Origin of the sequence: Bacteroides sp. 4_1_36 (genome assembly GCF_003466325.1) — a bacterium.
GTDB classification, from domain to species: Bacteria; Bacteroidota; Bacteroidia; order Bacteroidales; family Bacteroidaceae; genus Bacteroides; species Bacteroides uniformis.
Window position 1 is genome coordinate 223,960 of record NZ_QSOX01000001.1, and the last position, 25,093, is coordinate 249,052.

At 47.7% G+C, this 25,093-nt stretch carries 20 protein-coding genes and 9 tRNA genes; 10 read left to right on the top strand and 19 right to left on the bottom strand.

The window, feature by feature from the left end; genetic code table 11:
• Positions 1-25 precede the first annotated feature (25 nt).
• Both yihA and DXD65_RS00940 read left to right on the top strand, forming a co-directional pair.
• Positions 26-634: a ribosome biogenesis GTP-binding protein YihA/YsxC gene (yihA, locus tag DXD65_RS00935; protein ID WP_005836522.1), complete on the top strand. Its 609-nt coding sequence runs from the start codon at positions 26-28 to the stop codon at positions 632-634.
• Between the two features lie 11 nt (positions 635-645).
• Complete coding sequence (locus DXD65_RS00940) at positions 646-1,242, top strand: DUF4923 family protein (RefSeq protein WP_005836520.1); 597 nt, start codon at positions 646-648, stop codon at positions 1,240-1,242.
• A gap of 72 nt (positions 1,243-1,314) precedes the next feature.
• Here DXD65_RS00940 and DXD65_RS00945 read toward each other — a convergent pair.
• The 11 genes from DXD65_RS00945 to DXD65_RS01000 form a co-directional block, all read right to left on the bottom strand.
• Positions 1,315-1,387 (bottom strand) — tRNA-Gly (locus DXD65_RS00945).
• A 32-nt stretch (positions 1,388-1,419) separates the two neighbouring features.
• Positions 1,420-1,501: transfer RNA gene (locus DXD65_RS00950), tRNA-Leu, on the bottom strand.
• A gap of 27 nt (positions 1,502-1,528) precedes the next feature.
• A tRNA-Gly gene (locus DXD65_RS00955) sits at positions 1,529-1,601 on the bottom strand.
• Positions 1,602-1,615: 14 nt separating this feature from the next.
• Positions 1,616-1,699: transfer RNA gene (locus DXD65_RS00960), tRNA-Leu, on the bottom strand.
• Between the two features lie 40 nt (positions 1,700-1,739).
• Positions 1,740-1,824 (bottom strand) — tRNA-Leu (locus DXD65_RS00965).
• Positions 1,825-1,851: 27 nt separating this feature from the next.
• Positions 1,852-1,924, bottom strand: a tRNA-Gly gene (locus DXD65_RS00970).
• Between the two features lie 14 nt (positions 1,925-1,938).
• Positions 1,939-2,022, bottom strand: a tRNA-Leu gene (locus tag DXD65_RS00975).
• Positions 2,023-2,062: 40 nt separating this feature from the next.
• Positions 2,063-2,147: transfer RNA gene (locus DXD65_RS00980), tRNA-Leu, on the bottom strand.
• Positions 2,148-2,175: 28 nt separating this feature from the next.
• Positions 2,176-2,248 (bottom strand) — tRNA-Gly (locus DXD65_RS00985).
• A 111-nt stretch (positions 2,249-2,359) separates the two neighbouring features.
• On the bottom strand, positions 2,360-3,505 hold the full coding sequence (gene nspC / locus DXD65_RS00995) for a carboxynorspermidine decarboxylase (RefSeq protein WP_005836519.1): 1,146 nt from the start codon (positions 3,503-3,505) through the stop codon (positions 2,360-2,362).
• Positions 3,506-3,646: 141 nt separating this feature from the next.
• A complete protein-coding gene (locus tag DXD65_RS01000; protein ID WP_117887287.1) occupies positions 3,647-6,001 on the bottom strand; it encodes an ATP-dependent helicase in 2,355 nt (784 codons plus the stop codon).
• Between the two features lie 144 nt (positions 6,002-6,145).
• On the opposite strand from DXD65_RS01000, the gene DXD65_RS01005 reads away from it, so the two are divergent.
• Together DXD65_RS01005 and DXD65_RS01010 are read left to right on the top strand one after the other, a co-directional pair.
• Positions 6,146-6,766, top strand: coding sequence for a superoxide dismutase (locus tag DXD65_RS01005; RefSeq protein ID WP_005828364.1), 621 nt, complete (start codon positions 6,146-6,148; stop codon positions 6,764-6,766).
• A gap of 166 nt (positions 6,767-6,932) precedes the next feature.
• Positions 6,933-7,541, top strand: a complete 609-nt coding sequence (locus DXD65_RS01010) for a thiamine phosphate synthase (RefSeq protein WP_005836515.1) — start codon at positions 6,933-6,935, stop codon at positions 7,539-7,541.
• A 19-nt stretch (positions 7,542-7,560) separates the two neighbouring features.
• Here DXD65_RS01010 and DXD65_RS01015 read toward each other — a convergent pair whose 3' ends face one another.
• Both DXD65_RS01015 and ppdK read right to left on the bottom strand, forming a co-directional pair.
• Complete coding sequence (locus DXD65_RS01015; RefSeq protein ID WP_005836513.1) at positions 7,561-8,445, bottom strand: sensor histidine kinase; 885 nt, start codon at positions 8,443-8,445, stop codon at positions 7,561-7,563.
• A 167-nt stretch (positions 8,446-8,612) separates the two neighbouring features.
• Positions 8,613-11,333: a pyruvate, phosphate dikinase gene (gene ppdK / locus DXD65_RS01020; protein WP_044468891.1), complete on the bottom strand. Its 2,721-nt coding sequence runs from the start codon at positions 11,331-11,333 to the stop codon at positions 8,613-8,615.
• A 203-nt stretch (positions 11,334-11,536) separates the two neighbouring features.
• Between ppdK and rlmD the strand changes: the two genes are divergently transcribed.
• Positions 11,537-12,958 carry a 23S rRNA (uracil(1939)-C(5))-methyltransferase RlmD gene (gene rlmD / locus DXD65_RS01025; RefSeq protein ID WP_008663284.1) on the top strand — a complete coding sequence of 474 codons (1,422 nt, stop codon included), beginning with the start codon at positions 11,537-11,539 and terminating at the stop codon, positions 12,956-12,958.
• A 60-nt stretch (positions 12,959-13,018) separates the two neighbouring features.
• Complete coding sequence (locus tag DXD65_RS01030; RefSeq protein ID WP_008663283.1) at positions 13,019-13,930, top strand: RluA family pseudouridine synthase; 912 nt, start codon at positions 13,019-13,021, stop codon at positions 13,928-13,930.
• A 65-nt stretch (positions 13,931-13,995) separates the two neighbouring features.
• Here the strand turns inward: DXD65_RS01030 and DXD65_RS01035 are convergent, their stop codons facing one another.
• From DXD65_RS01035 to DXD65_RS01060, 6 genes are all read right to left on the bottom strand, one after another.
• Positions 13,996-14,409 carry a hypothetical protein gene (locus DXD65_RS01035; RefSeq protein WP_008663282.1) on the bottom strand — a complete coding sequence of 138 codons (414 nt, stop codon included), beginning with the start codon at positions 14,407-14,409 and terminating at the stop codon, positions 13,996-13,998.
• A gap of 10 nt (positions 14,410-14,419) precedes the next feature.
• On the bottom strand, positions 14,420-14,854 hold the full coding sequence (locus DXD65_RS01040) for a hypothetical protein (protein ID WP_044468909.1): 435 nt from the start codon (positions 14,852-14,854) through the stop codon (positions 14,420-14,422).
• A gap of 57 nt (positions 14,855-14,911) precedes the next feature.
• Positions 14,912-16,054, bottom strand: a complete 1,143-nt coding sequence (gene araJ, locus DXD65_RS01045) for an MFS transporter AraJ (protein ID WP_117887288.1) — start codon at positions 16,052-16,054, stop codon at positions 14,912-14,914.
• Between the two features lie 104 nt (positions 16,055-16,158).
• Positions 16,159-17,028 (bottom strand): aldose 1-epimerase family protein, encoded by an 870-nt coding sequence (locus DXD65_RS01050; RefSeq protein WP_117887327.1) that lies wholly within the window; start codon positions 17,026-17,028, stop codon positions 16,159-16,161.
• 16 nt (positions 17,029-17,044) lie between these two features.
• Positions 17,045-17,374 (bottom strand): PAS domain-containing protein, encoded by a 330-nt coding sequence (locus DXD65_RS01055; RefSeq protein ID WP_005828341.1) that lies wholly within the window; start codon positions 17,372-17,374, stop codon positions 17,045-17,047.
• A gap of 93 nt (positions 17,375-17,467) precedes the next feature.
• Positions 17,468-18,550, bottom strand: a complete 1,083-nt coding sequence (locus DXD65_RS01060) for a hypothetical protein (protein WP_117703952.1) — start codon at positions 18,548-18,550, stop codon at positions 17,468-17,470.
• A 271-nt stretch (positions 18,551-18,821) separates the two neighbouring features.
• Between DXD65_RS01060 and DXD65_RS01065 the strand changes: the two genes are divergently transcribed.
• The 4 genes from DXD65_RS01065 (at position 18,822) to map (ending at position 25,084) form a co-directional block, all read left to right on the top strand.
• Positions 18,822-19,451 carry an HU family DNA-binding protein gene (locus tag DXD65_RS01065; protein ID WP_005828335.1) on the top strand — a complete coding sequence of 210 codons (630 nt, stop codon included), beginning with the start codon at positions 18,822-18,824 and terminating at the stop codon, positions 19,449-19,451.
• Positions 19,452-19,478: 27 nt separating this feature from the next.
• Complete coding sequence (locus DXD65_RS01070; RefSeq protein ID WP_008663270.1) at positions 19,479-20,690, top strand: exonuclease SbcCD subunit D; 1,212 nt, start codon at positions 19,479-19,481, stop codon at positions 20,688-20,690.
• A 15-nt stretch (positions 20,691-20,705) separates the two neighbouring features.
• Positions 20,706-24,128, top strand: coding sequence for an AAA family ATPase (locus DXD65_RS01075; RefSeq protein ID WP_117887289.1), 3,423 nt, complete (start codon positions 20,706-20,708; stop codon positions 24,126-24,128).
• A gap of 101 nt (positions 24,129-24,229) precedes the next feature.
• Positions 24,230-25,084, top strand: coding sequence for a type I methionyl aminopeptidase (gene map, locus DXD65_RS01080; protein WP_005836459.1), 855 nt, complete (start codon positions 24,230-24,232; stop codon positions 25,082-25,084).
• The last annotated feature ends 9 nt before the right edge of the window (positions 25,085-25,093 follow it).

Consider the following 25,093-nt stretch of genomic DNA (forward strand, 5'->3'; position numbering starts at 1 on the left):
CGTAAAACCCCAAAAAGGCAACAAAATGGATATTACAAACGCTGAATTCGTCATCAGTAACACAGACGTGCGGAAATGCCCCACAGGTACATTTCCCGAATATGCTTTCATAGGACGCTCCAACGTAGGAAAATCCAGTCTCATCAATATGCTGACCGGGAGAAAAGGGCTCGCCATGACCTCTGCCACACCGGGAAAGACCATGCTCATCAACCATTTCCTCATCAACAAGAGCTGGTACATTGTAGACCTTCCGGGATACGGCTACGCCAAACGGGGACAGAAAGGGCAGGAACAAATCAAACGTATTATAGAAAGTTATATACTGCAACGCGAACAGATGACTTGTCTGTTTGTTCTTATAGATAGCCGGCTGGCTCCCCAAGCCATCGACCTCGAGTTTACGGAATGGCTGGGCGAGAACGGTGTACCCTTTGCCATCGTCTTCACAAAGGCCGACAAACTGAAAGGCGGCAGACTGAACACCCACATCAACGAATACCTGGAACAGTTGAAGGAACAATGGGAAGAGCTGCCCCCCTACTTCATCACCTCTTCTGAAAACCGCATGGGACGGAAAGAACTGCTGGACTATATCGAAAGTATCAACAAAAGCCTGAATAGCAAACAATAGAAATAAGTAAAATGAAAAGATTAGTTTTTTGGCAACTGTTTGTTGCCGCACTACTGCTGACCAGCAATAGTCATGCACAATCCATCAAGGATTTGTTCAACAAAGAAAATATAGAGAAGGCGGTAAATGCCGTGACCGGCAAGTCAACAGCGGATATGACCGGCACTTGGTCGTATACCGGCTCCGCCATTGAATTCGAATCGGACAATCTGCTGCAGAAAGCCGGCGGTGCCGTTGCCGCCACAGCCGCAGAAAAGAAACTGGACGAACAGCTTGCCAAAGTAGGCATCAAAGCCGGGCAAATGTCATTCACATTCAACGCCGACAGCACATTCAGCGCCAAAGTAGGGCAAAAGAGCATGAAGGGAAGCTACTCCTACGATGCATCCACCCAAAAGGTCAACTTGAAATTCGCCAAGCTGATAGGTATGAATGCCAAGGTCAACGCTACCTCCACAACTATGGACCTGCTGTTCGAATCGGACAAGCTACTGAAACTGATAACCTTCCTCTCCAGCAAAAGCAGCAACTCCACTCTGAAGAGTATCGGCTCGCTGGCCAACAGCTACGACGGAATGATGCTCGGATTCTCATTACAGAAACTGTAACAACAACTTCCATACAACAAAAAAATCCCGCAAGCACCGAACAATGCTTGCGGGATTTTTTTATCTGAAAAGAGCGGAAAACGAGACTCGAACTCGCGACCCTAACCTTGGCAAGGTTATGCTCTACCAACTGAGCTATTTCCGCATGGGATGACTCTCCTTTTTTGAGGAGTAAAGTGCCCAGAACAGGACTCGAACCTGCATGCCTCTCGACACACGCACCTGAAACGTGCGCGTCTACCAATTCCGCCACCTGGGCATAAGTCATCTTCAATACATCTGAAAGAGCGGAAAACGAGACTCGAACTCGCGACCCTAACCTTGGCAAGGTTATGCTCTACCAACTGAGCTATTTCCGCAATGGATAAAAGCGTGAAGAGAAGGAGACTCGAACTCCCACGACATAATTGTCACTACCCCCTCAAAGTAGCGCGTCTACCAATTCCGCCACCTCTCCAACTTACTTTCAACAATTCAAAGAACCGACTGCTTTACCTTGGTGCCCAGAACAGGACTCGAACCTGCATGCCTCTCGACACACGCACCTGAAACGTGCGCGTCTACCAATTCCGCCACCTGGGCATAGGTAATCTTCAATACATCTGAAAGAGCGGAAAACGAGACTCGAACTCGCGACCCTAACCTTGGCAAGGTTATGCTCTACCAACTGAGCTATTTCCGCAATGGATAAAAGCGTGAAGAGAAGGAGACTCGAACTCCCACGACATAATTGTCACTACCCCCTCAAAGTAGCGCGTCTACCAATTCCGCCACCTCTCCAACTTACTTTCAACAATTCAAAGAACCGACTGCTTTACCTTGGTGCCCAGAACAGGACTCGAACCTGCATGCCTCTCGACACACGCACCTGAAACGTGCGCGTCTACCAATTCCGCCACCTGGGCATAGGTAATTGCAATCTAAACTGCGTTGAGCGGAAAACGAGACTCGAACTCGCGACCCTAACCTTGGCAAGGTTATGCTCTACCAACTGAGCTATTTCCGCGATTGCGGATGCAAAGGTAGATATTTTCCTTAAACCTGCAAACATTCCGCAGACTTTTTTCACACAGAAAAGTGTACATTTTCGCCAGGCATACAAGCAGACTTTTGATTATCAACTCATTCGCCCACGATAATCTTCATAAGAAAATTGCTTGAAAACTTCAGCTTTTCCTTCTTTTGTCCACATTGCAATGGCCGGATGGTGAATTCCATTGAACATATTCGTCTTTACAGTGGTGTAATGTATCATGTCCTCAAAGACGATTCTCTCCCCTATCTGCAGCTCATGGTCGAAACTCCACAGTCCCATATAGTCGCCGCTCAAGCAGGAGTTTCCTCCAAGGCGATAGACGTAAGGGCCCGCATCGCCCATCTCCGCTCCACGCACTGCAGGCTGATAGGGCATCTCCAGACAATCCGGCATGTGGCACGTAAAGCTAACGTTGAGAATGGCGGTACGAATGCCGCGGTTTTCCACGATGTCCACTATCTCCGAGCTCAGCACACCGGTCTGCCAAGTAAAAGCGGAACCGGGCTCAAGAATGATTTGAAGATGTGGATAGCGCCCCTTCAAGCCCTGCAACAGACGGACAAGATGCTCTACATCATAATCCTTACGCGTCATCAGATGCCCGCCTCCTAAATTCAACCACTTAATCTGTGAGAACCAGCGGGAGAATTTTCCTTCCAAGTGCTCCAATGTGTGTTCCAGCTCGTAGGAAGAAGACTCGCAGTGACAATGACAGTGAAAACCTTCAATACCCGCCGGAAGTTCTTCGGGAAGCTGGTCGGCCATTACACCGAAGCGAGTACCGGGTGCGCAGGGATTATAAAGCTCCGTTTCCACCTCAGAGTATTCAGGATTGATACGGATACCGCAGGAAATGCCGCTTCCCTCCGCCACCACTACCGGATAAAAGCGGTGGAACTGCGAAAGCGAATTGAAAGTAATATGGCTGCTGCACCGCATTATCTCCGGAAAATCGACCTCGGTATAGGCAGGCGAGTACGTATGTGCCTTACTTCCGAACTCCTCCAATGCCAGACGGGCTTCGTAGACGGAACTTGCCGTAGAGTGGTCTATATACTCCCTGAAAATGGGAAAGGAACGCCACATGGCAAATGATTTGAAAGCGAGGATTATCTCCACACCTGCGCGGTCGGCCACACTTTTTATCAGTGCGAGGTTCTTTCTCAGCAATCCTTCTTCCATAATATAGCAGGGAGAAGGGAAAAGGGAAAAGTCTTTATTTGTCATTCTTCTATCTATATTTACTATTCTAAATTGTCCGTATGTATCGTTCTAACTGTCTTTTTTTAAGATACCACGGTCCTACACTTATACCATCATCCTCTTACAAATATCCCGTTTTTGTGTGAGACAAAAGATGCGACTATCCTATGACAGCACTTTGAAACGCGCGAAGCGCAGCAAAAGTTGTTTGTCTCCCGCATTCTTGAAGCGGATGGTGGCTTTCGCATTGTCTCCTTCGCCCTCCACTTTCAAAACTTCACCCAGGCCGAAACGTTCGTGCTCTATCAGTTGTCCCTGCTGTACACGATTGGCAGACCCGCCGGCAGAAGGCGATGTACTTGCCGTATTTGCAGAAGGCGCCACCCGTTTCAGATTACGTGGAACGGTCGGCGCAATAATCTGCTGTTTCGGTCGTACAGACACACGCTCTTTTCCTCCATACGGAGCATCTTCCCTATCAGGCGCAAAACCTCTGGCGTTCTCCCTGCGGAAAGCGGCGGCTTCCTCCTCTACCCTGCGGAACATTCCCGCATCCTGAGGCAGACGCAGGAAACGTATATCTATATCCTTCAGGAAACGGCTGGGACTGCCAAACTCCATCTTGCCATATCGGAAACGCGTCTTTGCATACGATAGGAAACAGTGTTCTTCAGCACGTGTGATGGCTACATAGAACAGCCGCCGTTCTTCCTCCAATGCCCGGGGAGAGTCACCCACCATGCCGCTGGGAAAAAGATTCTCCTCCATCCCCACTACAAACACATTCTTGAACTCCAATCCCTTGGCCGAATGTACAGTCATCAAGGTTATCTTCTCATCGTCCCCATCCTTATCCGAATCCTGGTCGGTAAGAAGGGAAACTTCCGAAAGGAAGTCACCCAACAACACGTTCGGGTTTCCTTCCTCCTGCCGTTGGGCACAAAAATCACTCATACCGTTCACCAGCTCCTCTATATTCTCCTTACGGCTCAGATTCTCGGGAGAGTTGTCCTGACACACATCATTGATGATGCCCGATTGGCGAATAATGTCGGCACCGATCTCGTAGGCATTCTTCTCCGCAGCATCTGTGATAAAGGCAGATATAAGTTCGCGGAATGCCTGCAACTTTCCCACCGTACCTTTATTGAAGTTCAAGCCATACGCCAACGGCTCACAAAGCACGGTCCACAAACTTACATTGTGCCCGGTGGCGGCAGCAATGATTTTTCCCACTGTCGTATCTCCGATACCCCGTGCAGGATAATTGATAATACGTTTGAAAGCCTCTTCATCATTGGGATTCACTATCAGACGGAAGTAAGCAATAACATCTTTGATTTCCTTGCGTTGATAGAACGATAAGCCTCCGTAAATACGGTAAGGCATACTGCGTTTGCGCATGGCTTCCTCAAAGATACGGCTCTGCGCATTGGTACGGTAGAGTATCGCAAAATCAGAGTAGGCATAGCGCTTTTCACGCCGCAGTTCAGCTATCTTATTCACCACAATATCCCCTTCTTCCACATCACTGTATGCCTGGTACACACCAATGGCCTCTCCCTTCTCCTTTTCCGAGAACACTTCCTTGCGTATCTGCCACTGGTTCTTTTCTATCAGGCTGTTGGCCGCGCGGACAATGGTCTGGGTGGAACGGTAATTCTGCTCCAGCTTGAAGACCTTCGTATCGGGATATACTTTCGTAAAGTAGAGAATATTGTCAATATCGGCACCACGGAAGGAGTAGATACTCTGTGCATCATCCCCCACCACACAGACATGCTGATGGTTCTTGGCAAGTTGCAGCACAATGCTGTGCTGTGTAAAATTGGTATCCTGATACTCATCTACCAGAATGTAACGGAACTGGTCCTGATAACGCGCCAACACCTCGGGGTGGTCCCGGAACAGCAGGAATGTGTAGAACAGCAAATCGTCGAAGTCCATCGCATCTGCCTGCCGGCAACGCTCCCAATATCTCTGGTAGATGTCGCGAAGCGCCGGAACCTTGGCTGCACGGTCTCCTTCGTAAGCCTCCTTGTTGTTGGCATAGCCTGCCGGAGAAACCAGATGATTCTTGGCATTCGAGATACGCGCCTGCACCATCCCCGGCTTGTACACTTTCTCATCCAGCCCCATTTCCTTGATAATGGAACGTATCAAGCTTTTACTGTCTGCCGTATCGTAAATGGTAAACTGCGAAGTGAAGCCGATATACCCGGCCTCGACATGCAGAATGCGCAGGAACATGGAGTGAAAGGTTCCCATCCACAGATGGCGCGCCCTCTCCGGCCCCACCTGACGGGCTATACGCTCCTTCATTTCGCGCGCCGCCTTGTTGGTAAAGGTCAATGCCAGAATGTTCCAAGGCTGGTAGCCATTCTCCAGCAGATAAGCAATCTTGTAGGTCAGCACGCGCGTCTTTCCCGAACCGGCACCGGCTATCACCAGTGACGGACCGTCATTGTATAACACCGCGTTCCGTTGTCCTTCGTTCAGTTCCTCTATATAATCGGGCATATCCGTATAATCTTAAAATGATGATATTTTTTCTTCCTTTGTTTTTACGGAGGCAAAGATAAAAAAAGCTTCGGAGACGTACGAACATTTCTATAGGTTATAGTGTTTATATAGTAAAGTTCCAAAATTAAATAATTGAAACTTATGAATACAATATTAACGATTTTAATGATAACAGTTATGACTTACGAAATGCCAAAACTTCCCTACACCAACAATGCACTGGAACCTGTAATCAGTCAGCAAACCATAGATTACCACTACGGTAAACATCTGCAAACCTATGTGAACAACCTCAACAACCTCGTTCCGGGAACGGAATTTGAAGGCAAAGACCTGGTAACCATTGTTGCCACAGCACCGGACGGTGCCATCTTCAACAATGCAGGACAAGTGTTGAACCACACATTATACTTCTTACAGTTTGCTCCGAAGCCTGCCCACAGCGAGCCTACCGGCAAGCTGGCAGAAGCCATCAAACGCGACTTCGGCAGCTTTGAGAATTTCAAGAAGGAATTCAACGCGGCAGCTGTCGGCTTGTTCGGCTCCGGATGGGCTTGGTTGTCTGCCGACAAGAACGGCAAACTCCACATCACCAAAGAAGCCAACGGTAGCAATCCGGTACGCGCCGGTCTTGTTCCGCTACTCGGATTCGACGTGTGGGAACATGCCTACTATCTTGATTACCAGAACCGCCGTGCCGACCATGTGAACGAACTGTGGAGCATCATCGACTGGGATGTAGTAGGTAAAAGACTGAAATAAGTAACAAGGTCCCACTAAACATGTTAATGACGCATTCTTGAGCAACTAAGGTTCAAGAATGCGTTTTCTTGTTTAAAATAGCCATCTAACATATTTTAAAGAAATTCTTTGGCTTCTACCATAAGTATTCATTAACTTTGCTAAACTTAAAAGTTAAACAAAAGAAATGAAACTCATCGTAGTAACAGCACCCACATTTTTTGTGGAAGAAGACAAGATTATCACGGCACTATTCGAAGAGGGGCTGGATATTCTACATCTGAGGAAGCCGGAAACTCCCGCCATGTATTCAGAACGGCTTTTAACGCTGATACCCGAAAAATACCATAAGCGCATCATTACCCATGAGCACTTCTACCTGCAGGAAGAGTTCAGCCTGATGGGGATTCATCTAAACACCCGCAATCCCAAAGAGCCCCACGACTATTCGGGCCACATCAGTTGCACCTGCCATTCACTGGACGAAGTGCAGAACAAGAAGCATTTCTATGACTATCTGTTCCTAAGCCCGATATATAATTGCATCACAAAGTCCGGAGTCACGTCCGGCTTCACAGCCGAAGAGTTGCGGCAAGCAGGAAAAAGTAAGGTCATAGACAGTAGAGTCATGGCTTTGGGAGGCATTACTCCCGACAACATACTGGAGATTAAGGATTACGGATTCGGTGGTGCCGTTGTAATGGGTGACTTATGGAATAAATTCAATGCCTGCACCGACCGCGATTATCTGGAAGTAATCCGCCACTTCAAGAAGTTGAAGAAAATGGCTGATTGAGCCTTCTTGGACTGGCAAATCAAAATTTACCGTACTCTTTGTATTCAATACCGGCAGGCAACGTGAAATAGAAGGTGGAGCCTTCCCCTTTCTTAGACTCCACACCGATACCTCCCCCATAGTGCTCCACAATAGATTTGGTGATGGAAAGCCCCAACCCCGTACCTTTGATATTGTAGTTCATCTTCACAAACCGTTCAAAGATGGCATGTCTTCCCACTTCATCGATACCACAGCCTGTATCTGCCACATAAAAATAGAAGTTATGGTTGCTCAATCTCCTGCAACCGATTTTCACACTGCCCATCTCCGTAAACTTCAAGGCGTTCCTCACCAAGTTACCTATGACTTGGGCAAAACGCACGCGGTCCACCACCAAACGGCATTGAGGCAACCGTTCTACAAACTCCACCTGAATGCCCGTGGGATGCGAGCGCATATTCTCCGTCGTACAGACTTCATCAATCAGCGCGTTTACATCCACTTCTCCATCGTTATATTCCAGAGTATTTGCCTCAATCTTCGAATAGTCCAGCAAGTCATTGACCAGTTGCAGCAGCGAGTCCTTGTTATCATTAATCTCCTTCAGAAAAGCCATACGGGTTTCTCTGTCCAGATCATCCATTTCGGCAAGCATAGTTGTAAAGCCTACAATGGCATTCAAAGGAGTACGAATTTCGTGAGTCATATTAGCGATGAAAGCATTCTTCAGCTGGTTGGATTCTTCGGCAACCTCATTGATGCGCTGCAACGTCTTCAACCTTTTGCTCTTGCTGATGGAAATGATTATCATGATGACCAAAAGCAGAATGACAATTATCCCAAAACTATATACCAATGCTTCATTATTCTGATAGAAGTCATTCGTCCAAACATCGTATGCTGCCGTAATTGTCAATATCATCGTTTTTTGCTTGCTTATTGGAAACTATAAAATTATGGGAAGCAAATATACTAAAGAAAATACAAATAAATTAATAGAAACTACAGTTTTTTCCAACAAAATAGGCCGCATGCCATTACCAAGTAAAGCATGCAGCCCATAAATGTCATTATTCAGTATTATTGAAATCAGCCTTCAATGGCAGCCTGCGCCGCAGCCAGACGTGCAATAGGCACACGGAACGGAGAACAGCTGACATAATTCAAGCCAACTTTGTGGCAGAACTTCACAGAAGAAGGCTCACCGCCATGTTCGCCGCAGATACCGCACTTCAAATCCGGACGGATAGCACGTCCCTTTTCAGTAGCCATGCGCACCAACTGTCCTACACCATTCTGGTCGAGTACCTGGAACGGGTCTACTTTCAGAATCTTCTTCTCCAGATAAATCGGGAGGAAGGAAGCGATATCGTCGCGTGAATAACCAAATGTCATCTGAGTCAAGTCGTTCGTACCGAATGAGAAGAACTCGGCAGAGGAAGCAATGCGGTCGGCAGTCAAGGCGGCACGCGGAATCTCAATCATTGTACCTACCTTGAAGTCGATGCTGTCACCCACTTCTTCAAACAACTGGGCAGCCTCAGCACGAATCACTTCTTCCTGCTGCTTGAACTCATACAAGATACCGGTCAGAGGCACCATGATTTCAGGATGGGTTTCAACACCTTCCTTCTTCAATTCCAAAGCAGCACCCAGGATGGCACGCGTCTGCATCTGTGTAATTTCAGGATATGTATTTCCCAAACGGCAACCACGATGACCCAACATCGGATTATGCTCACAAAGTGCCTCAACACGTTGCTGGATATACTGGAGGCTTACGCCCATCGTATCTGCCATTTCCTGCTGTCCCTTCAGGTCATGGGGAACAAACTCATGCAAAGGAGGGTCGAGCAGACGTACAGTCACCGGACAACCGGCCATTGCTTTGAAGATGCCCTTGAAGTCAGCTTGCTGGTAAGGAAGAATCTTAGCCAGAGCCTTGCGACGTCCTTCGGCGTTTTCTGCCAGAATCATCTCGCGCATGGCTTTAATCTTCTCGCCTTCGAAGAACATGTGTTCCGTACGGCAAAGGCCGATACCCACCGCACCAAAATTGCGTGCCACTTCTGCATCGTGAGGAGTATCCGCATTGGTACGAACCTGCAGCTTCGTATATTTGTCTGCTAAATCCATCAGTTCCGCAAAGTCACCGGACAGCTCAGCCGCTTTTGTCTCCACCTTGTCTTTATATACTTCACCGGTGCTTCCGTTCAAGGAGATATAGTCACCTTCTTTCAACAGTACACCATCCACTTCCACTGTACGCGCCTTGTAGTCGATGTTCAAGGCACCTGCACCAGACACACAGCACTTACCCATACCACGAGCAACCACTGCCGCATGCGAAGTCATACCACCGCGGGCAGTCAGGATACCTTCGGCAACTGCCATACCTGCCAAATCTTCCGGAGAAGTCTCGATACGTACCATCACCACACGCTTGCCGGCAGCATGCCATTCGGCAGCATCATCGGCAAAGAATACGATTTGTCCCGTAGCGGCACCCGGAGAAGCGGGAAGACCACGAGTCAACACCTTAGCTTGTTTCAGAGCTGTCTTATCAAATACCGGGTGGAGCAGTTCGTCCAACTTATTGGGCTCACAACGCATCAATGCAGTCTTTTCGTCAATCATACCTTGATGGAGCAAGTCCATGGCAATCTTCACCATAGCGGCTCCGGTACGCTTACCGTTACGGGTCTGGAGGAACCAGAGTTTACCCTCTTGTACTGTAAACTCCATATCCTGCATATCACGGTAGTGATTTTCGAGTTTTGTCTGCAAAGCATCCAGTTCCTTATAGATTTCCGGCATAGCCTCCTCCATGGAAGGATATTTGCTGACACGTTCTTCTTCGCTTACACCGGCTAATTCAGCCCAACGTTGAGAACCGATTTTTGTAATCTGTTGCGGAGTACGGATACCGGCAACCACGTCTTCACCTTGTGCATTAATCAAATACTCGCCATTGAAAAGGTCCTCACCGGTAGCAGCATCGCGGCTGAAGCAAACACCCGTAGCAGAGCTCTCGCCCATATTACCGAATACCATAGCCTGAACGCTTACGGCAGTACCCCATTCGTCAGGAATTCCCTCCATCTTACGATACAAGATGGCGCGTTCGTTCATCCAGGAGTTGAATACGGCACAAACGGCACCCCACAACTGCTCGTAGGCACAAGTCGGGAAGTCTTTTCCGGTTTGTTCTTTCACCGCAGCCTTGAACTTCTTCACGAGTTCCTTAAGGTCTTCCACCTCAAGCTCGTTATCCAGCTTCACGCCTTTAGCATGTTTCACATCTTCTATAATAGCCTCGAACGGGTCTACATCTTCCTTGTTCACCGGCTTCATACCCAGCACCACGTCGCCATACATCTGCACGAAACGACGGTAAGAGTCCCATGCAAAGCGTGCATTGCCCGTCTTGCGCGTCAGGCCTTCCACCACTTCGTCATTCAAGCCAAGATTCAGGATAGTGTCCATCATGCCCGGCATGGAAGCGCGTGCACCCGAACGAACGGAAACCAGCAACGGATTCTCCACATCACCGAATTTGGAACGCATCAGCGTCTCCACATGGGCAATGGCCTGTTCAACTTCGTTCTTCAACAGAGCAACGACTTTATCCTGCCCCATTTCATAATATTCCGTACAAACTTCTGTCGTTATTGTAAAGCCCGGAGGAACCGGAACCCCTATAAGGTTCATTTCTGCAAGGTTGGCACCTTTCCCACCCAAAAGGTTTCTCATATCGGCCTTTCCTTCTGCCTGGCCGTTACCAAAGGTATAAACTCTTTTTTTGTCCATAATATAAATTTAAAGTTTTTGATAGTGATTTCTCTTTTCTGTTCGCAAATCTAAGTATATTTCGCAGACTAGAAAACTTTTTCAGAAAAAACTTTATGCTAAAATGCAATTTCGACATTGCAATCTTTAATATTTCATTTCATAGAGAGAAATCCCGAAAAAATGTCTATTTTTGCCGAAGAATTTATTAGATTGGTGTAAAAGTGGCAAGAAAGAGAAAAGAACTTCCCCTACTGGAGAAGGTGACAATTACGGATGTGGCTGCCGAAGGAAAAGCCATCGCAAAAGTCAATGATTTGGTGATTTTCGTACCATATGTCGTCCCCGGCGATGTAGTTGACCTGCAAATTAAGAGAAAAAAGCATCATTATGCTGAAGCCGAGGCTGTGAAATTCCATGAATATTCGGCAGTACGGGCAGTTCCATTCTGCCAACATTATGGTGTATGCGGCGGTTGTAAATGGCAGGTTCTCCCCTATTCCGAGCAAATCAAGTATAAGCAAAAACAAGTAACGGACAACCTCACCCGCATCGGCAAAATCGAATTGCCGGAAATCTCTCCGATATTAGGTTCAGAAAAAACTCAGTTCTACCGGAATAAACTGGAGTACACTTTTTCCAACAAACGTTGGCTGACGACAGAAGAGGTTCAGCAGAATGTAGTGTACGAACAGATGAATGCCGTAGGCTTCCATATTCCCAATGCTTTCGATAAAGTGCTTGCCATAGAGAAGTGCTGGTTGCAGGACGATATATCCAACCGCATCCGCAATGCGGTACGCGACTATGCCTACCAGCACAACTATTCCTTCATCAACCTGCGTACGCATGAAGGAATGCTACGCAATATGATTGTGCGTACCTCTACCACCGGCGAACTGATGGTAATCCTCATCTGCAAGATAGAGAAAGAGGAGGAAATGGCTCTGTTCAAGCAAATGCTGCAATACATAGCAGATACATTCCCCGAAATCACTTCCCTGCTATACATTATTAATAATAAGTGCAACGATACCATCACCGACCTCGAGGTACACACCTTCAAGGGGAAAGACCACATCTTCGAGGAAATGGAGGGACTGCGCTTCAAGGTAGGTCCCAAATCTTTCTATCAAACCAACTCCGAACAAGCCTACAACCTCTACAAAGTAGCGCGCAACTTTGCCGGACTGACCGGTAACGAGCTTGTTTATGACCTTTATACCGGCACGGGTACCATTGCCAATTTCGTATCCAAGCACGCACGCCAGGTAATCGGCATAGAATATGTGCCCGAAGCCATTGAAGACGCCAAGGTCAATGCCGAGATTAACGGAATTAAAAATACATTGTTCTTTGCCGGAGATATGAAAGACATGCTGACACAAGACTTCATCAACCAATACGGCCGTCCCGATGTCATCATCACCGACCCTCCCCGTGCCGGAATGCACCAGGATGTAGTGGATGTCATTCTGTTTGCCGAACCCAAACGCATCGTATACGTCAGCTGTAATCCGGCTACGCAGGCGCGCGACCTGCAACTGCTCGATGCGAAATATAAAGTGAAGGCCGTTCAACCGGTAGACATGTTCCCGCACACCCACCATGTGGAAAACGTAGTATTATTGGAATTAAAAGATTGAAAGTACAAGTAGTTTTCAATCGTAAATTGTAAATTGTCTAATCGTAAATTAAAACCAGTCGTGGCAAAAGAAAAAATTACAGCAAGAGCCCGCACACAATATACGGACTACATGGTGAAGGAACCGATGGAGCTCATGGAGTTTCTGGCAGCTAAAATGCCGGACGCCAGCCGCACCAAGCTGAAATCATTGCTAAGCAAACGCATTATATATGTGGACAGCGTTATCACTACACAATACAATTTTCCCCTGAAACCGGGTATGAAAGTACAAATCAGCCGTGAGAAGGGACGTAAAGAGTTCAACCATAAACTGATGAAGATTGTATACGAGGATGCCTATATCATCGTGATAGAGAAGATGCAGGGTTTGCTGTCCGTCAACACTGACCGGCAAAAGGAACGTACCGCCTATACCATCTTGAATGAATACGTGCAACGCTCGGGCAAGCAGCACCGTGTACACATCGTGCACCGCCTGGACCGTGACACCTCCGGCTTGATGATGTTTGCCAAAGACGAGAAGACCCAACGTACACTACGCGATAACTGGCATGACATTGTAACAGACCGGCGATACGTAGCCGTAGTGGTCGGCGAGATGGAAAAAGATGCAGGAACCGTGGTTTCTTGGTTGACAGACCGCAAGCTGTATGTATATTCAAGTCCGACAGATGACGGGGGACAAGAATCCATTACGCATTACCGTACCATCAAACGAGCCAATGGATACTCTCTCGTTGAACTGAACCTGGAAACGGGACGAAAAAACCAGATACGTGTACACATGCAGGATTTGGGGCATCCCATTATCGGCGACGGACGCTATGGACTGGAAGACGTAAATCCTATCGGACGCTTGGCCCTGCATGCTTTCAAACTCTGTTTCTATCATCCCGTCACGGGAGAGCTGATGCGGTTTGAAACACCTTATCCGGGAGAGTTCAAGAAATTGGTTTTGAAGAATAAGTAAAAAGCTGACATACAATAAAAAACGGAGCAATTGATTTGCTCCGTTTTTTATTGATAAGCATGTCGTCATTGCCGACGCATACGAAAAGGCTGTCCGTGAATATTATCTTGATATTCCCTCCAGCTATTATACCAAGTACCACTGAAAGAATAAGAATCAGCCATGGCTCCTTCAATGTAAGCCATGCTGCCACCATCATAGAATTCCAATTCCATCAGATTGTAAGCCCCACTAACCCAATTCCATCTGAAAAGCAAATAATTCGGGTCGCCATATGAACCAATAGTACCTTGGTTGCGCGCGTTAAAGGTCATAATCGTCCCCCTACCCCAAGTATATGCCCCGAAATCTATTTCTTCAGATGTATACCATTCACCGGGCAGATTATATTCCGTTTCTTCCTCACTATCACATGATGTCAATCCTAATACAAGGACAAACAACAATAACATTTTTGTGTATTTCAACATATTATTCATAAGCCATACTTTATTTATAATTAGCATCTACCATCATAACAACCACTCCATCCAGTTTACCGGATAAATAATGTTCGCGCACCCATACATTATCAAAGTACTTGATTTCACCGGCACCATAATTCAGAGTCAACCCCTCCATAGACTTATCCATCCATTTCCAAGTAAAAGTACGTGAAGTCGTTTCATAGGGACGGGACTCGCCTCCGCGATAATACTCCCAAATTTCCTGTCCAGAATTATCAACTTTGGCAAACTTCAGCTGATGACTGCATAACACTTCAACTCCATCTTTGTTTTCCGTCTGATATTCTTCTATCCACGTCTTTCCACACAATTTGTCGTCACTATTCTGCATAGTATAATACACATCATCCCCACAAGACGCCAGCCCAATCGTAAATACACACAACAGCAATATCTTCACATAATTCAAAGTCTTCATAAGTTATCGAGTTTAGTTAATACTTGCGGACAAACATACACAAAAAAAATGAAACACTTAATACTTCGCCTGAAATTTCTTGTAGAAGACAAGGAATAAAATAAATCCCATCAGTGCAAACGGCACGCCTGCCAATGCAGGATAACGGTATCCTCCACTCAAGGCAAGGCCTCCGATATAGGCTCCGATAGCATTCCCAAAATTGAAAGCCATCTGCACACAAGCGCCTCCCAACATTTCTCCTCCAGGAGCCACACGAATCATCAACACCTGCTCCGGACTGGAGACGGCAAACAAACCTGCCGTACAAAGCGTCATCAATATTGCCGAACACCACGGATGGGGAGAGAGTAAAAATATCAATAATAAAATAACACATATCATCCCTTGCACCACCGTGCCGACCTTCCCCGGAGTGTACCGGTCGGACATGCGCCCACTGACCAGATTGCCGACAACCATTCCGAATCCTGCCAGTACCATCAGTGCCGTAATGCTGTCCGCACTAAAACCGGAAACCTCAGTCAGCAACGGAGTGATATAGCTATACCAGCAGAATACACCACCGTTGCCCAAAGCTGTAGCTCCCAATATGAGCCACGGCGCCGGCTTTTTCAAAAAACGGAACTGTCCTTTAAATCCCGTGTCTTTCAGTCCTTCGACCTGCGGTACCCAACGCCAAATGTAGTACAGTGTTATCAATCCCCAGGCACCTACCAGCAGAAACGTGGCACGCCAAGACAGTGTATGGCTCAACGAAGTACCCAACGGCACCCCAAACAGATTGGCCACAGTCATTCCCGCTATCATAATTGAAACCGCCTCCGAGCTTCTCCCTTTATCAGCCAATTTTCCCGCAACAATGGAAGCTACTCCAAAATAAGCGCCATGAGGAAGCCCGGAAACAAAACGTCCCAACAGCAAGACCCAATAATTGGGTGCCATAGACGCACAAATATTACCCACAATCATTAATGACATCAAGACCAGCAGAATCTGCTTCAACGGGCGTTTACGGGCCAGGAGCAGCATGGGCGCACCAAAACAAACACCCAACGCATACGCAGAAATGAAATGACCGGCCACGGGAATGCTGATTCCCAAATCAGTAGCCACATAGGGCAAAATACCCATCATCGTAAATTCGGCAATCCCCAGCCCCAATGTACCGAACGCCAATGCAATAAGACTCTTCTTCATACCTTAAAAAACAACCTATATTTTTTACCGGGCGCAAAGATAATGACATTGCATTCTCCAAATAAAAAGGATACCGAATTATTTTCAGTATCCTTCTTCATTTTTTATCTTATATCAATTGTATACCCACCATTAAAGACTTCTCCCGGCGCCAAGTGCTGCATCCAGTCCTTATCCTTATATTCATCCTTATAATGGGCACGGTCACAACGCCCGTACCACGGCTCGATGCAGACAAACGGAGCATTCTTGGCCGGAGGCGACCACAACCCCACCACCGGAGTGTCGAAATACAGACTGAGATAGGGTTTCTTCTCCTTATTATATAATGTAACTTCTTTCACTTGACTGTTTTCCAGAATCAGGGCATCTTTATCAAAGGAGTGGATGTCCAAAGGCAGCAGGCCATCTGTCAACTCAAGCAAATATTCCTTATCCGGAGCGGCACATCCTTTCTCGGAGATAAGGATATAGTGCAAACCTTCCGTCTTATCAAAGCCGAAATATCCACGGTCCGTTGTCTCCGTATCATAGTCCGGGTAATAGAAAGCCGGATGGGCTCCTATCTGGAAGTGCATTTCGCATGTTCCGGTATTGATGACTTTCCAAAGCACCTCAATCTTCTTTCCCTCTATCCGATAGCCTATCTCAAGGCAAAACGGGAAAGGATATTTCTTGCGTGTTTCCTCACTGTCAACCAGTCGATAGCGTACCTCATCTTCCTGTTCAAATATCAATTCAAAATCCATATCGCGGGCAAAACCGTGTTGCGTCAATGCATAGGAAACACCTTCGTGACGGTATTCATTCTCCCAAACGCTGCCTACAATGGGAAAAAGCACCGGAGAATGCCGTTTCCAGAAAGCAGGGTCTGCCTGCCAAAGATATTCTTTTCCATCACGCAAGATACTGCATAACTCGGCCCCATGCGGGGAGACTTTAATTGTCAGTTCTGAATTAGAAAGTGTTTTCATATCATATATCATTTTGTTATTTTCTCATATAGTGTGGCATCTCTCCGGGTATTTCCATCGAAATCTCCACCAGACCACCGACCACTCCGTCCTGCTTCCATGCTGTCTGATAAATCATTTTCTTAACGCCGTTCTTCTCAATGGTGTAGGCATTCACTCCCCCCGTTTCCAGCAGTTCGCGTATCTTGGCTTGCGATTGCGGGTTGTGGCAATCAAAGAGATTCTTGCCTATCAGGTCACCGTGTTTGGCAAACGTACGGCATGCTTTCTCGTTCATATATAGGATGATTCCCTTTGTGTCGCATACAGTTACGGCACAGTTCATTTCATTGGCCCATTCGTACATAATTCTTTATTTTTAATTGGCTATTTTCTATGCACTTGAAATACATTTACAGAAAACTCTTCAAAGTCAAATGTCCTTTTCTCTATCGAATTATTATTGCATTAATCCTCCTTCTATGAAGAAAACGACTTCATTCAATCGTTCTTTATTCGATTCTTCATCTTTGAAAATAGCTGGAGTGAAGATTATCCTATCTTGAATCAGATTATCTACCAAATCCCACATGACTTCATGGTACAGCATCACCATTGCCACTTTTTCATTGTCAATACCATATTGGCTTGCTAAGGAGCCACAATTATTCTTTAGTTCCGCACTGATAGAGTTTACCAATTTTTCAGTTATTTGATGAAAGCGGTCTTGCCGTTTCTTTATAATAGGAAATAATACATCTCCATTATCATCTACCAGCCCATAAGGTTTTAACTGAGAAACGAGTTTGGCATCTGTTACTTTTCCGAACTGTGCTATTTCATCAGCACAATGGTCCATAATGTCGTTGTCAGGAGCAATGCCGCTATTGATGTAAGTCAAAATCAAATTCTGTTCTCCGAAACCATTCGTACCGCATGCAAAGCCATTTCTTGATTCGTATAATACCCAGTAACAGCCACTCCAGCTTGTATAATTGTCAACATCCTCAAACAAGACTAACTTTGTCCACATTTTTCCATCCAGAAGGTATGAAAAAACAAGTGAGAGTACATTGTTCTTGAATCCCATTTCACTGATAGTTTGTGCCAATGATATAAAGTCTGCCTTTGTTTTGACATACATGGATTCAGCAATCTCCTTACTTAAGCTTCTTAGAGAATTGGTCTGTTCTTTGTCGAGAATGGGTATAGTAGCTTTCCATTTTCCTTTTGTTTTACTGACAAGTCCACCTACTTCCAATAACAATAATTGGCTATCAGAGCATTTAATACCCATTTCACGAAGTTCGGCTTGAGTACGTGGAGTCCGTAAATTGTATAGTATTTCCCAATTATTATCTGGCGTTACATAGTCTTCGGGCTGATGTCCGTTCACTGCAACAAACTGGGTTGCTTCCCATTCGCTATAAGGTCTTATCGATATTTGTGCTTTAATCATTGTGGTAACGGACAATAAGGTAAACAACAATAATAAGTCCGGATAATATTTCATATATCGCTTAATTTTAGTTTTGTTCATCATTCATGCACTTCTCTTATGTAACAAAGATAACGTTTTTTTCAATTCCTCTCTCAAACCTATAACAAAAAACTTCCCGACTACCAATAAAAAACTTCCTAACTACTAATAGTAAAGTTTGCAAGTATAGAGATAAAGAATTACCTTCGCCCTTGGGGATTTCTATCCCAAGCCTTGGGATAGAAATCCCCAACCTTGGCATACACATCCGCAACCTTGGGACAAACTCTGTAAGCCCCAATAAACAAACGAACCTCATAACAACGCTACCATCATGGCAGAATACAACATGCAGGAACTGAACCTGCCGGGAGAAGACGGCAAACGCATCCTCTACCCACGAATGAAACTATACGGGCAGGTGAACTTGGAAACCATCACCGAAAAGATAGCATACGCCTCATCCTTCACACGAGGAGACATCATCGGACTGATGCAAGCCATCACCGACGAAATAGCCTACCAAATGGGGCAAGGTTACTCCGTGAAGATTGACAACTTAGGAGTATTCACCCCTGCCCTCGGTCTGCGGCAAGACCGTGAACGGGAGACGGGCGAAGAAGGAGACACCAAGCGAAACGCCGTCAGCATCTGCCTGAAGGACATACATTTCAAGGTGGACAAAGAACTACTGTACCGTACCGCTCGCCATTGCCACCTGAAACGTTCCACCGACAAATTCCAACGCTCCTCACAAGTGTTTTCTCCGCAGGAACGGCTGGAACGGGCAAAAAAATACCTGGAAAAGAACAGCTTCATGACCCAAGCCGACTATTGCCAACTGACCGGCTTATTGAAGTCCGCCGCCTCCCGCGAGTTGCGCGAATGGATAGCCAATCCCGAATCGGGCATCGACTACAAAGGACGAGGAACACACAAGATTTATATTCTAAGGAAACCATAACCCACATCCATTGAAGTAACAAAAACAATGAAGATACTACATACCAGCGACTGGCACCTGGGACACACCCTCTACAACTACGACCGCACCGTCGAACAGCAGGCCTTCCTACGGCAACTCACCCGCATAGTAACCGAAGAGCAGCCCGACGCCATGGTGGTAAGCGGAGATATCTACCACTACTCCTCTCCCGCTGCCGCCACGCAGAAGATGTACACCGACGCCATGCTGAACATTCACCAAGCCTGCCCCGAAATGACCATCGTAGTCACCGCCGGAAACCACGACAGCAGCTCCAAATTGGAGATAGACAGCAACCTCTGGCAGCACTTCGGCTTGAACGTTGTGGGAAACATCGAACGTACAGCCGAGGAAGTGAATTTGGACAAGCACATCATCGAGATAAACAATGAAAAAAAGACAAAAGGCTACGTCATTGCCGTGCCCCACGTCTATCCGCAAAACTTCCCCCTGCTGGACACTGAAACACCGCGCGACCAACGGCAGGCACGCTTCTTCCAAGCACTGCTGGACGAAGTGAAGAAACGGAATACGGCACAGCTTCCCGTCGTCCTCATGGCCCATCTCTCCATTGAAGGCAGCGACCGTAGCGGGCACGATGAGAGTATCGGCGGAATAGAGTATGTTCCCCTCAGCGCTATGGGAGAAGGGTACGACTACCTGGCACTCGGACACATCCATTGCCCTCAGGACATCAAAGGCAGTCATCACCACGCACGCTATTGCGGCACTCCCCTCCCCGTCAGCTTCGACGAAACCTATCCGCACTCCGTCTCCATCATCGAGTTGGAGAAAGGGGCAGAGCCACAAATCAGTACAAGGGAAATTGAAAATCCGATTCCGCTCGTCACACTTCCCCATGACCCGACACCTTTCGAAGACGCCTTGAAACTGCTGGAAGAATATCCGGAAGAGAAACCTGCATACCTCCGTCTGAATGTGCTGACAAAAGGCTACCTGCCCCCCGACTGCAACGAAAAAGCCTCGAACGCCGCCAAAGGCAAGGCATGCAAATATTGCTACATCAAGACTACCCGAGAGCGGCAGGCCGACACTGACGAGAGCAAGCCTATCTCCATCCAAGAGATGCAGGAAATGTCTCCCCTGGAAATAGCCAGACTCTACTACCGCGAAACCGAAGGAGAAGAGATGGACCCAGAACTTTGCCAGCTGATGGAGACTGTCATGCAAAAAGTGAAAAGCAAGAACAACTCCTAATCATTTGTCCGGAACATGAAACTCCAGAAACTCACCATAAAGAACCTTGCCTCCATAGAAGATGCCGTCATCGACTTTGAGAACGGACCGCTAAGCGAGGAATCCCTTTTCCTTATCTGCGGTGAGACGGGTGCAGGGAAGACAACCATTCTCGACGCCATCTGCCTGGCACTCTACAACGAAACGCCCCGCATGGACCATGCCGAGAACGAAAAATACAAAGACCTGAGCCAGACTTTCTCTGCCAAAAAGGAAGATGTTGCCATCAACGACAGCAGGCAACTGATGCGCCGTAACACCAGTGAAGCATGGACGGAGCTGGAGTTTACCGGCTCGAACGAAACGCCCTACACCGCCCGATGGTACGTGGCACGGGCACACCGCAAGATTTCAGGAGCCGTGCAAGATGTGCGCTGGACACTGGAAAACAAGAAAAGCGGCGCACAGCTCAACAAAAAGAATGAGATAAAGGCAGAAATACAAGCTGCAGTGGGGTTGACCTTCGAACAATTCTGCCGCACCACCATGCTGGCGCAAGGCGACTTCACCAAGTTCCTGCAAAGCAAGGAAAGCGAAAAATCGGATATTCTGGAAAAGCTGACCGGTACAAGTATCTACTCCGAAATAGGTGCCGAAATATATGCCGCCACCAAGGAAAGACGGACGGAATACGAAAACCAGAACCGGAAGCTGGAAGGCATCCACATCCTGGCAGAAGAAGAAGTCTCCACAATCAAGGAAGCCATAGCCACGCAAAATGCCGGAGTCAAGGAAGCCAATGAGCAGAAAACCACCGCCCTCGCAAAAAGGGACTGGCTGAAAAAATACTCCGAACTCCTCCTCACCCGTGAACAGCAAAAGAAGATGTGGGAAGGGAAGCAAGCGCAACTGCAATCGGACGAATTCAAACAGAAAGAACTGCTGATTAAGGAATGGAACGCCACCGCCGATGCCCGCAACTGGCTCTCTACCTTGAAACAGCAGCAACAGCAACAACAACAGAACTATGCACAAGCCGGGATACTGAGAGCATCCTTTGCCCGGCTGGACGGAGGAAGCAAGTGGCTATGCGGTTTCCTGAAAGAGCAAGAAGACAAGCTGCATCGTGCCGAGAAGTACTTGCAAGAGCATTCGCCCTTACTGCCCATGTTCGAGCAAAGCCAATCCATCATTACCGGCCTAAAATCCGCACTCGATGCCCAAACACGCATCGGCACCTACAACGCGCACCTTGAAAGACTTGCCGCGCAACAACCCGTAAAAGTCAAGGAGCGTACCGACAAGGAAGCTGCCCTCACCCGGAAAGAACAAGAGAACCATACATTGCAAAACGAAATAAACCTCCGGAACAAGCAGCTTGAAACCATGGACCGCCCTGCCCTGCAAGACAAGAAAAACAAACTCGATGCCGGACGGGAGAACCTGCTGCAAGCATTGAGCGCCTTGTCTTTACTGGCTGAAACGGAAAGGACACTGAACGAGGCGAAGGAAAACGAAAAGGCTTTGAACGCCAAAGTGGAGGCGTGCCAAAAGCAATACGTCCTCCTGCAAACGGCATTCGACAGCAAGAAAACAAGTTATGATGACATCCGCACCCTCTACGACAAGCAAAAGGAAGCCGTAGAAGAGTGGGCAAAGGAAACACGCTCCCGGCTTGTCGTCGGGGATACTTGCCCCGTGTGCGGACAAGAAATAAAATCGCTTTGCAAAGATGAAGATTTCCAGTCTGTCCTTGCTCCCATACGCACCTCCCTGGAAACAAAAGAGAAAGAATACAAGGAAACCGAGCAGGCATTGAACAACAACCGGACAGAATCCAATACCTACGGAACGCTGGCAGAGAATGCCCGTCAGTCCACAGCAAGAGCGCTCCGGAGCTACAACCTTGCCCACACTGACGCACAGGCCAAATGCGCCCAATGCAACGGCGTTGGCCTCTCCACAACCACCGGCGAAACCCTGAAGAAGCTACTGGAAGAGAACAAGCTGGAAGCAGACAAACTGAACGAAAAGCTCACGGAAGTTCAAAAGCTCAGCGCACAAATCATAGCTCTGCAACGGCAAAAGGACGAATGCCAGAAAAGCGTGGACGCTGCACGCCAAGCCTTCAACTCTGCCGACAAAGTGCTGAATGAGCTGAAAAACAGCATCGTCAATTACGAGTCGCTCGCCGCCAACGAAAAGGAGAACATACGTGCCACCATGAACCGCGTCACTCCCCTCATCCTCTGGGAGGGATGGAGCACGGAATGGGAAAACTCCCCCCTCTCCTTTATTGACCGCCTGACGCAAGCTACGCGCAACTACCGGCTGGCGCAGGAAAAACAAAGAGAACTGAAATCCGCCATTGCCCTTATCCACAAAGAGCTGGAAGGGATAAACATCAACAAGGAAAGCATCGATGCCGCATTCCCCGACTGGCGCAACGCACCTGCAGCAACACAGGAAATGGAAATCAAGGACCTGGGGATTGCCTGGAATAATCTGAATACACAAGCAAGCGGACTGAAACAAAGCATATCCTCCACCGCAGACCAAATGGCAAGGCTGCAAAAGGATTTAACCGGGTTCTATGCCGCTAACCCCACTCTCGACGAGGAGCGTATCACCGTCCTATCCGCTTGGTCCGGCTCCCGAATAGAAGCATTACGTGCCTCATTGCAGACACTTAAAGAGGAAGAAGTAGCTGCATCGACCGCCTTTCATCTGGCCACCGAACAAATGGAAGAGCACATCGGCCGGAAGCCCGAAATAGAAGAAAACGAGAACTTCGAAACCCTGGATGCACTCATCGCAAATCTCGAAGAAAAGATAACCGCCGGCAACCAATCCATCGGCCAGCAGAAGTTACGCCTGGAAGAAAACACTCGCAACATCGACCGGATAAAGGAAGAAAAGGAACGTGCCGACCGGCTGCGCGAAGAGTATCTGAAGTGGGATCGCCTCTGCCGCCACTTCGGTGACGAACGGGGAAAAAATTTCCGCAACATCGCCCAAAGCTTCGTCTTGAAAGAACTGCTGGCAGGCGCCAATTTCTATCTGCAACGCTTGACCGACCGCTACGAACTGGAATGCCAGGCCGGTTCGCTCACCATCCTGCTGCGCGACTTCCATCAAGGAGGTGCGGCACGTCCGGCATGCACCTTATCGGGCGGCGAAAGCTTCCTAGTATCTCTGTCACTTGCCCTCGGACTTTCTTCCCTCAGCCGCCAGAGCCTCTCGGTAGACACACTGTTCATCGACGAAGGTTTCGGCACACTGAGCAGCGACTACCTGAACACCGTTATGGACACATTGGAAAAACTGCACCAGATGGGCGGCAAGAAGGTAGGCATCATCAGTCACGTGGAAGGACTGAAAGAGCGCATAAAGACCCAGATACAAGTACGGAGGATAGACAGTTCAAGAAGCGAAATAGAAGTGGTGAATACCCTCTAAGCTGGCATCGGGATAAAGAAAACGAATGTTTTTTCGGCTCTTGATAGTACAAGCACCTGCATTATTGTGTATTTTTGCAGTCTCATAAAAAAGAAAAGACAATGAAAAAGTTCATGAAAGGAGCCCGGTTTACTCCTAAAAACTATTCCGACGAAGTAGAAGCCAAAATTCAACATTATAAGAAAGAAGGATATAAACTGCCGATGCGAAGCGCACTCCGTACCGAGGAGCAGTTAGCCGGTATCCGTGCAAGCGCCAAAATCAACACGGCCCTGCTGGATTATCTCTCCGAGAACATTCGCGAAGGCATGTCCACAGCTGAAATTGACCATATGGTGTATTGCTTCACCACAGACCACGACGCCATCCCCGCCCCCTTCATGTACGAAGGCTTCCCAAAAAGTGTGTGCACCAGCATCAACGATGTAGTGTGCCACGGCATTCCCAGCACCAGGGAATTCCTGAAAAGCGGTGATATTGTAAATGTCGATGTATCCACCATTTACAAAGGTTACTTTGCCGACGCATCACGCATGTTCATGATTGGCGAAGTCAGCCCCGACATGCAGAGACTGGTACAGGTCACCAAAGAATGCCGTGACATAGGCATACAGACCGCACAGCCCTGGGCACGCCTCGGTGACGTAGGCGCCGCCATCCAGGAGCATGCGGAAAAGAACGGATACAGCGTGGTACGCGACCTCTGCGGACATGGCTGCGGCGTCAAGTTCCACGAAGAACCGGATGTGGAACACTTCGGCAAACGTGGTACGGGCATGCTGATAGTGCCGGGCATGACGTTCACCATCGAACCGATGATTAACATGGGAAGCTACGAAGTCTTTATCGACGAAGCCGACGGATGGACCGTCTGCACAGACGACGGACTGCCTTCTGCCCAATGGGAAAGCCAAATCCTGATTACTGAAGACGGAAACGAAATATTGACACAATAAGGCGGACAC

Excerpts from the sequence above, each read along its gene's own strand:
- yihA (WP_005836522.1), top strand. The coding sequence starts at position 26 with ATGGATATTACAAACGCTGAATTCGTCATCAGTAACACAGACGTGCGG.
- DXD65_RS00940 (WP_005836520.1), top strand. The coding sequence starts at position 646 with ATGAAAAGATTAGTTTTTTGGCAACTGTTTGTTGCCGCACTACTGCTG.
- nspC (WP_005836519.1), bottom strand. The coding sequence starts at position 3,505 with ATGACAAATAAAGACTTTTCCCTTTTCCCTTCTCCCTGCTATATTATG.
- DXD65_RS01000 (WP_117887287.1), bottom strand. The coding sequence starts at position 6,001 with ATGCCCGATTATATAGAGGAACTGAACGAAGGACAACGGAACGCGGTG.
- DXD65_RS01005 (WP_005828364.1), top strand. The coding sequence starts at position 6,146 with ATGAATACAATATTAACGATTTTAATGATAACAGTTATGACTTACGAA.
- DXD65_RS01010 (WP_005836515.1), top strand. The coding sequence starts at position 6,933 with ATGAAACTCATCGTAGTAACAGCACCCACATTTTTTGTGGAAGAAGAC.
- DXD65_RS01015 (WP_005836513.1), bottom strand. The coding sequence starts at position 8,445 with ATGATATTGACAATTACGGCAGCATACGATGTTTGGACGAATGACTTC.
- ppdK (WP_044468891.1), bottom strand. The coding sequence starts at position 11,333 with ATGGACAAAAAAAGAGTTTATACCTTTGGTAACGGCCAGGCAGAAGGA.
- DXD65_RS01035 (WP_008663282.1), bottom strand. The coding sequence starts at position 14,409 with ATGAATAATATGTTGAAATACACAAAAATGTTATTGTTGTTTGTCCTT.
- DXD65_RS01040 (WP_044468909.1), bottom strand. The coding sequence starts at position 14,854 with ATGAAGACTTTGAATTATGTGAAGATATTGCTGTTGTGTGTATTTACG.
- araJ (WP_117887288.1), bottom strand. The coding sequence starts at position 16,054 with ATGAAGAAGAGTCTTATTGCATTGGCGTTCGGTACATTGGGGCTGGGG.
- DXD65_RS01050 (WP_117887327.1), bottom strand. The coding sequence starts at position 17,028 with ATGAAAACACTTTCTAATTCAGAACTGACAATTAAAGTCTCCCCGCAT.
- DXD65_RS01055 (WP_005828341.1), bottom strand. The coding sequence starts at position 17,374 with ATGTACGAATGGGCCAATGAAATGAACTGTGCCGTAACTGTATGCGAC.
- DXD65_RS01060 (WP_117703952.1), bottom strand. The coding sequence starts at position 18,550 with ATGATGAACAAAACTAAAATTAAGCGATATATGAAATATTATCCGGAC.
- DXD65_RS01065 (WP_005828335.1), top strand. The coding sequence starts at position 18,822 with ATGGCAGAATACAACATGCAGGAACTGAACCTGCCGGGAGAAGACGGC.
- DXD65_RS01070 (WP_008663270.1), top strand. The coding sequence starts at position 19,479 with ATGAAGATACTACATACCAGCGACTGGCACCTGGGACACACCCTCTAC.
- DXD65_RS01075 (WP_117887289.1), top strand. The coding sequence starts at position 20,706 with ATGAAACTCCAGAAACTCACCATAAAGAACCTTGCCTCCATAGAAGAT.
- map (WP_005836459.1), top strand. The coding sequence starts at position 24,230 with ATGAAAAAGTTCATGAAAGGAGCCCGGTTTACTCCTAAAAACTATTCC.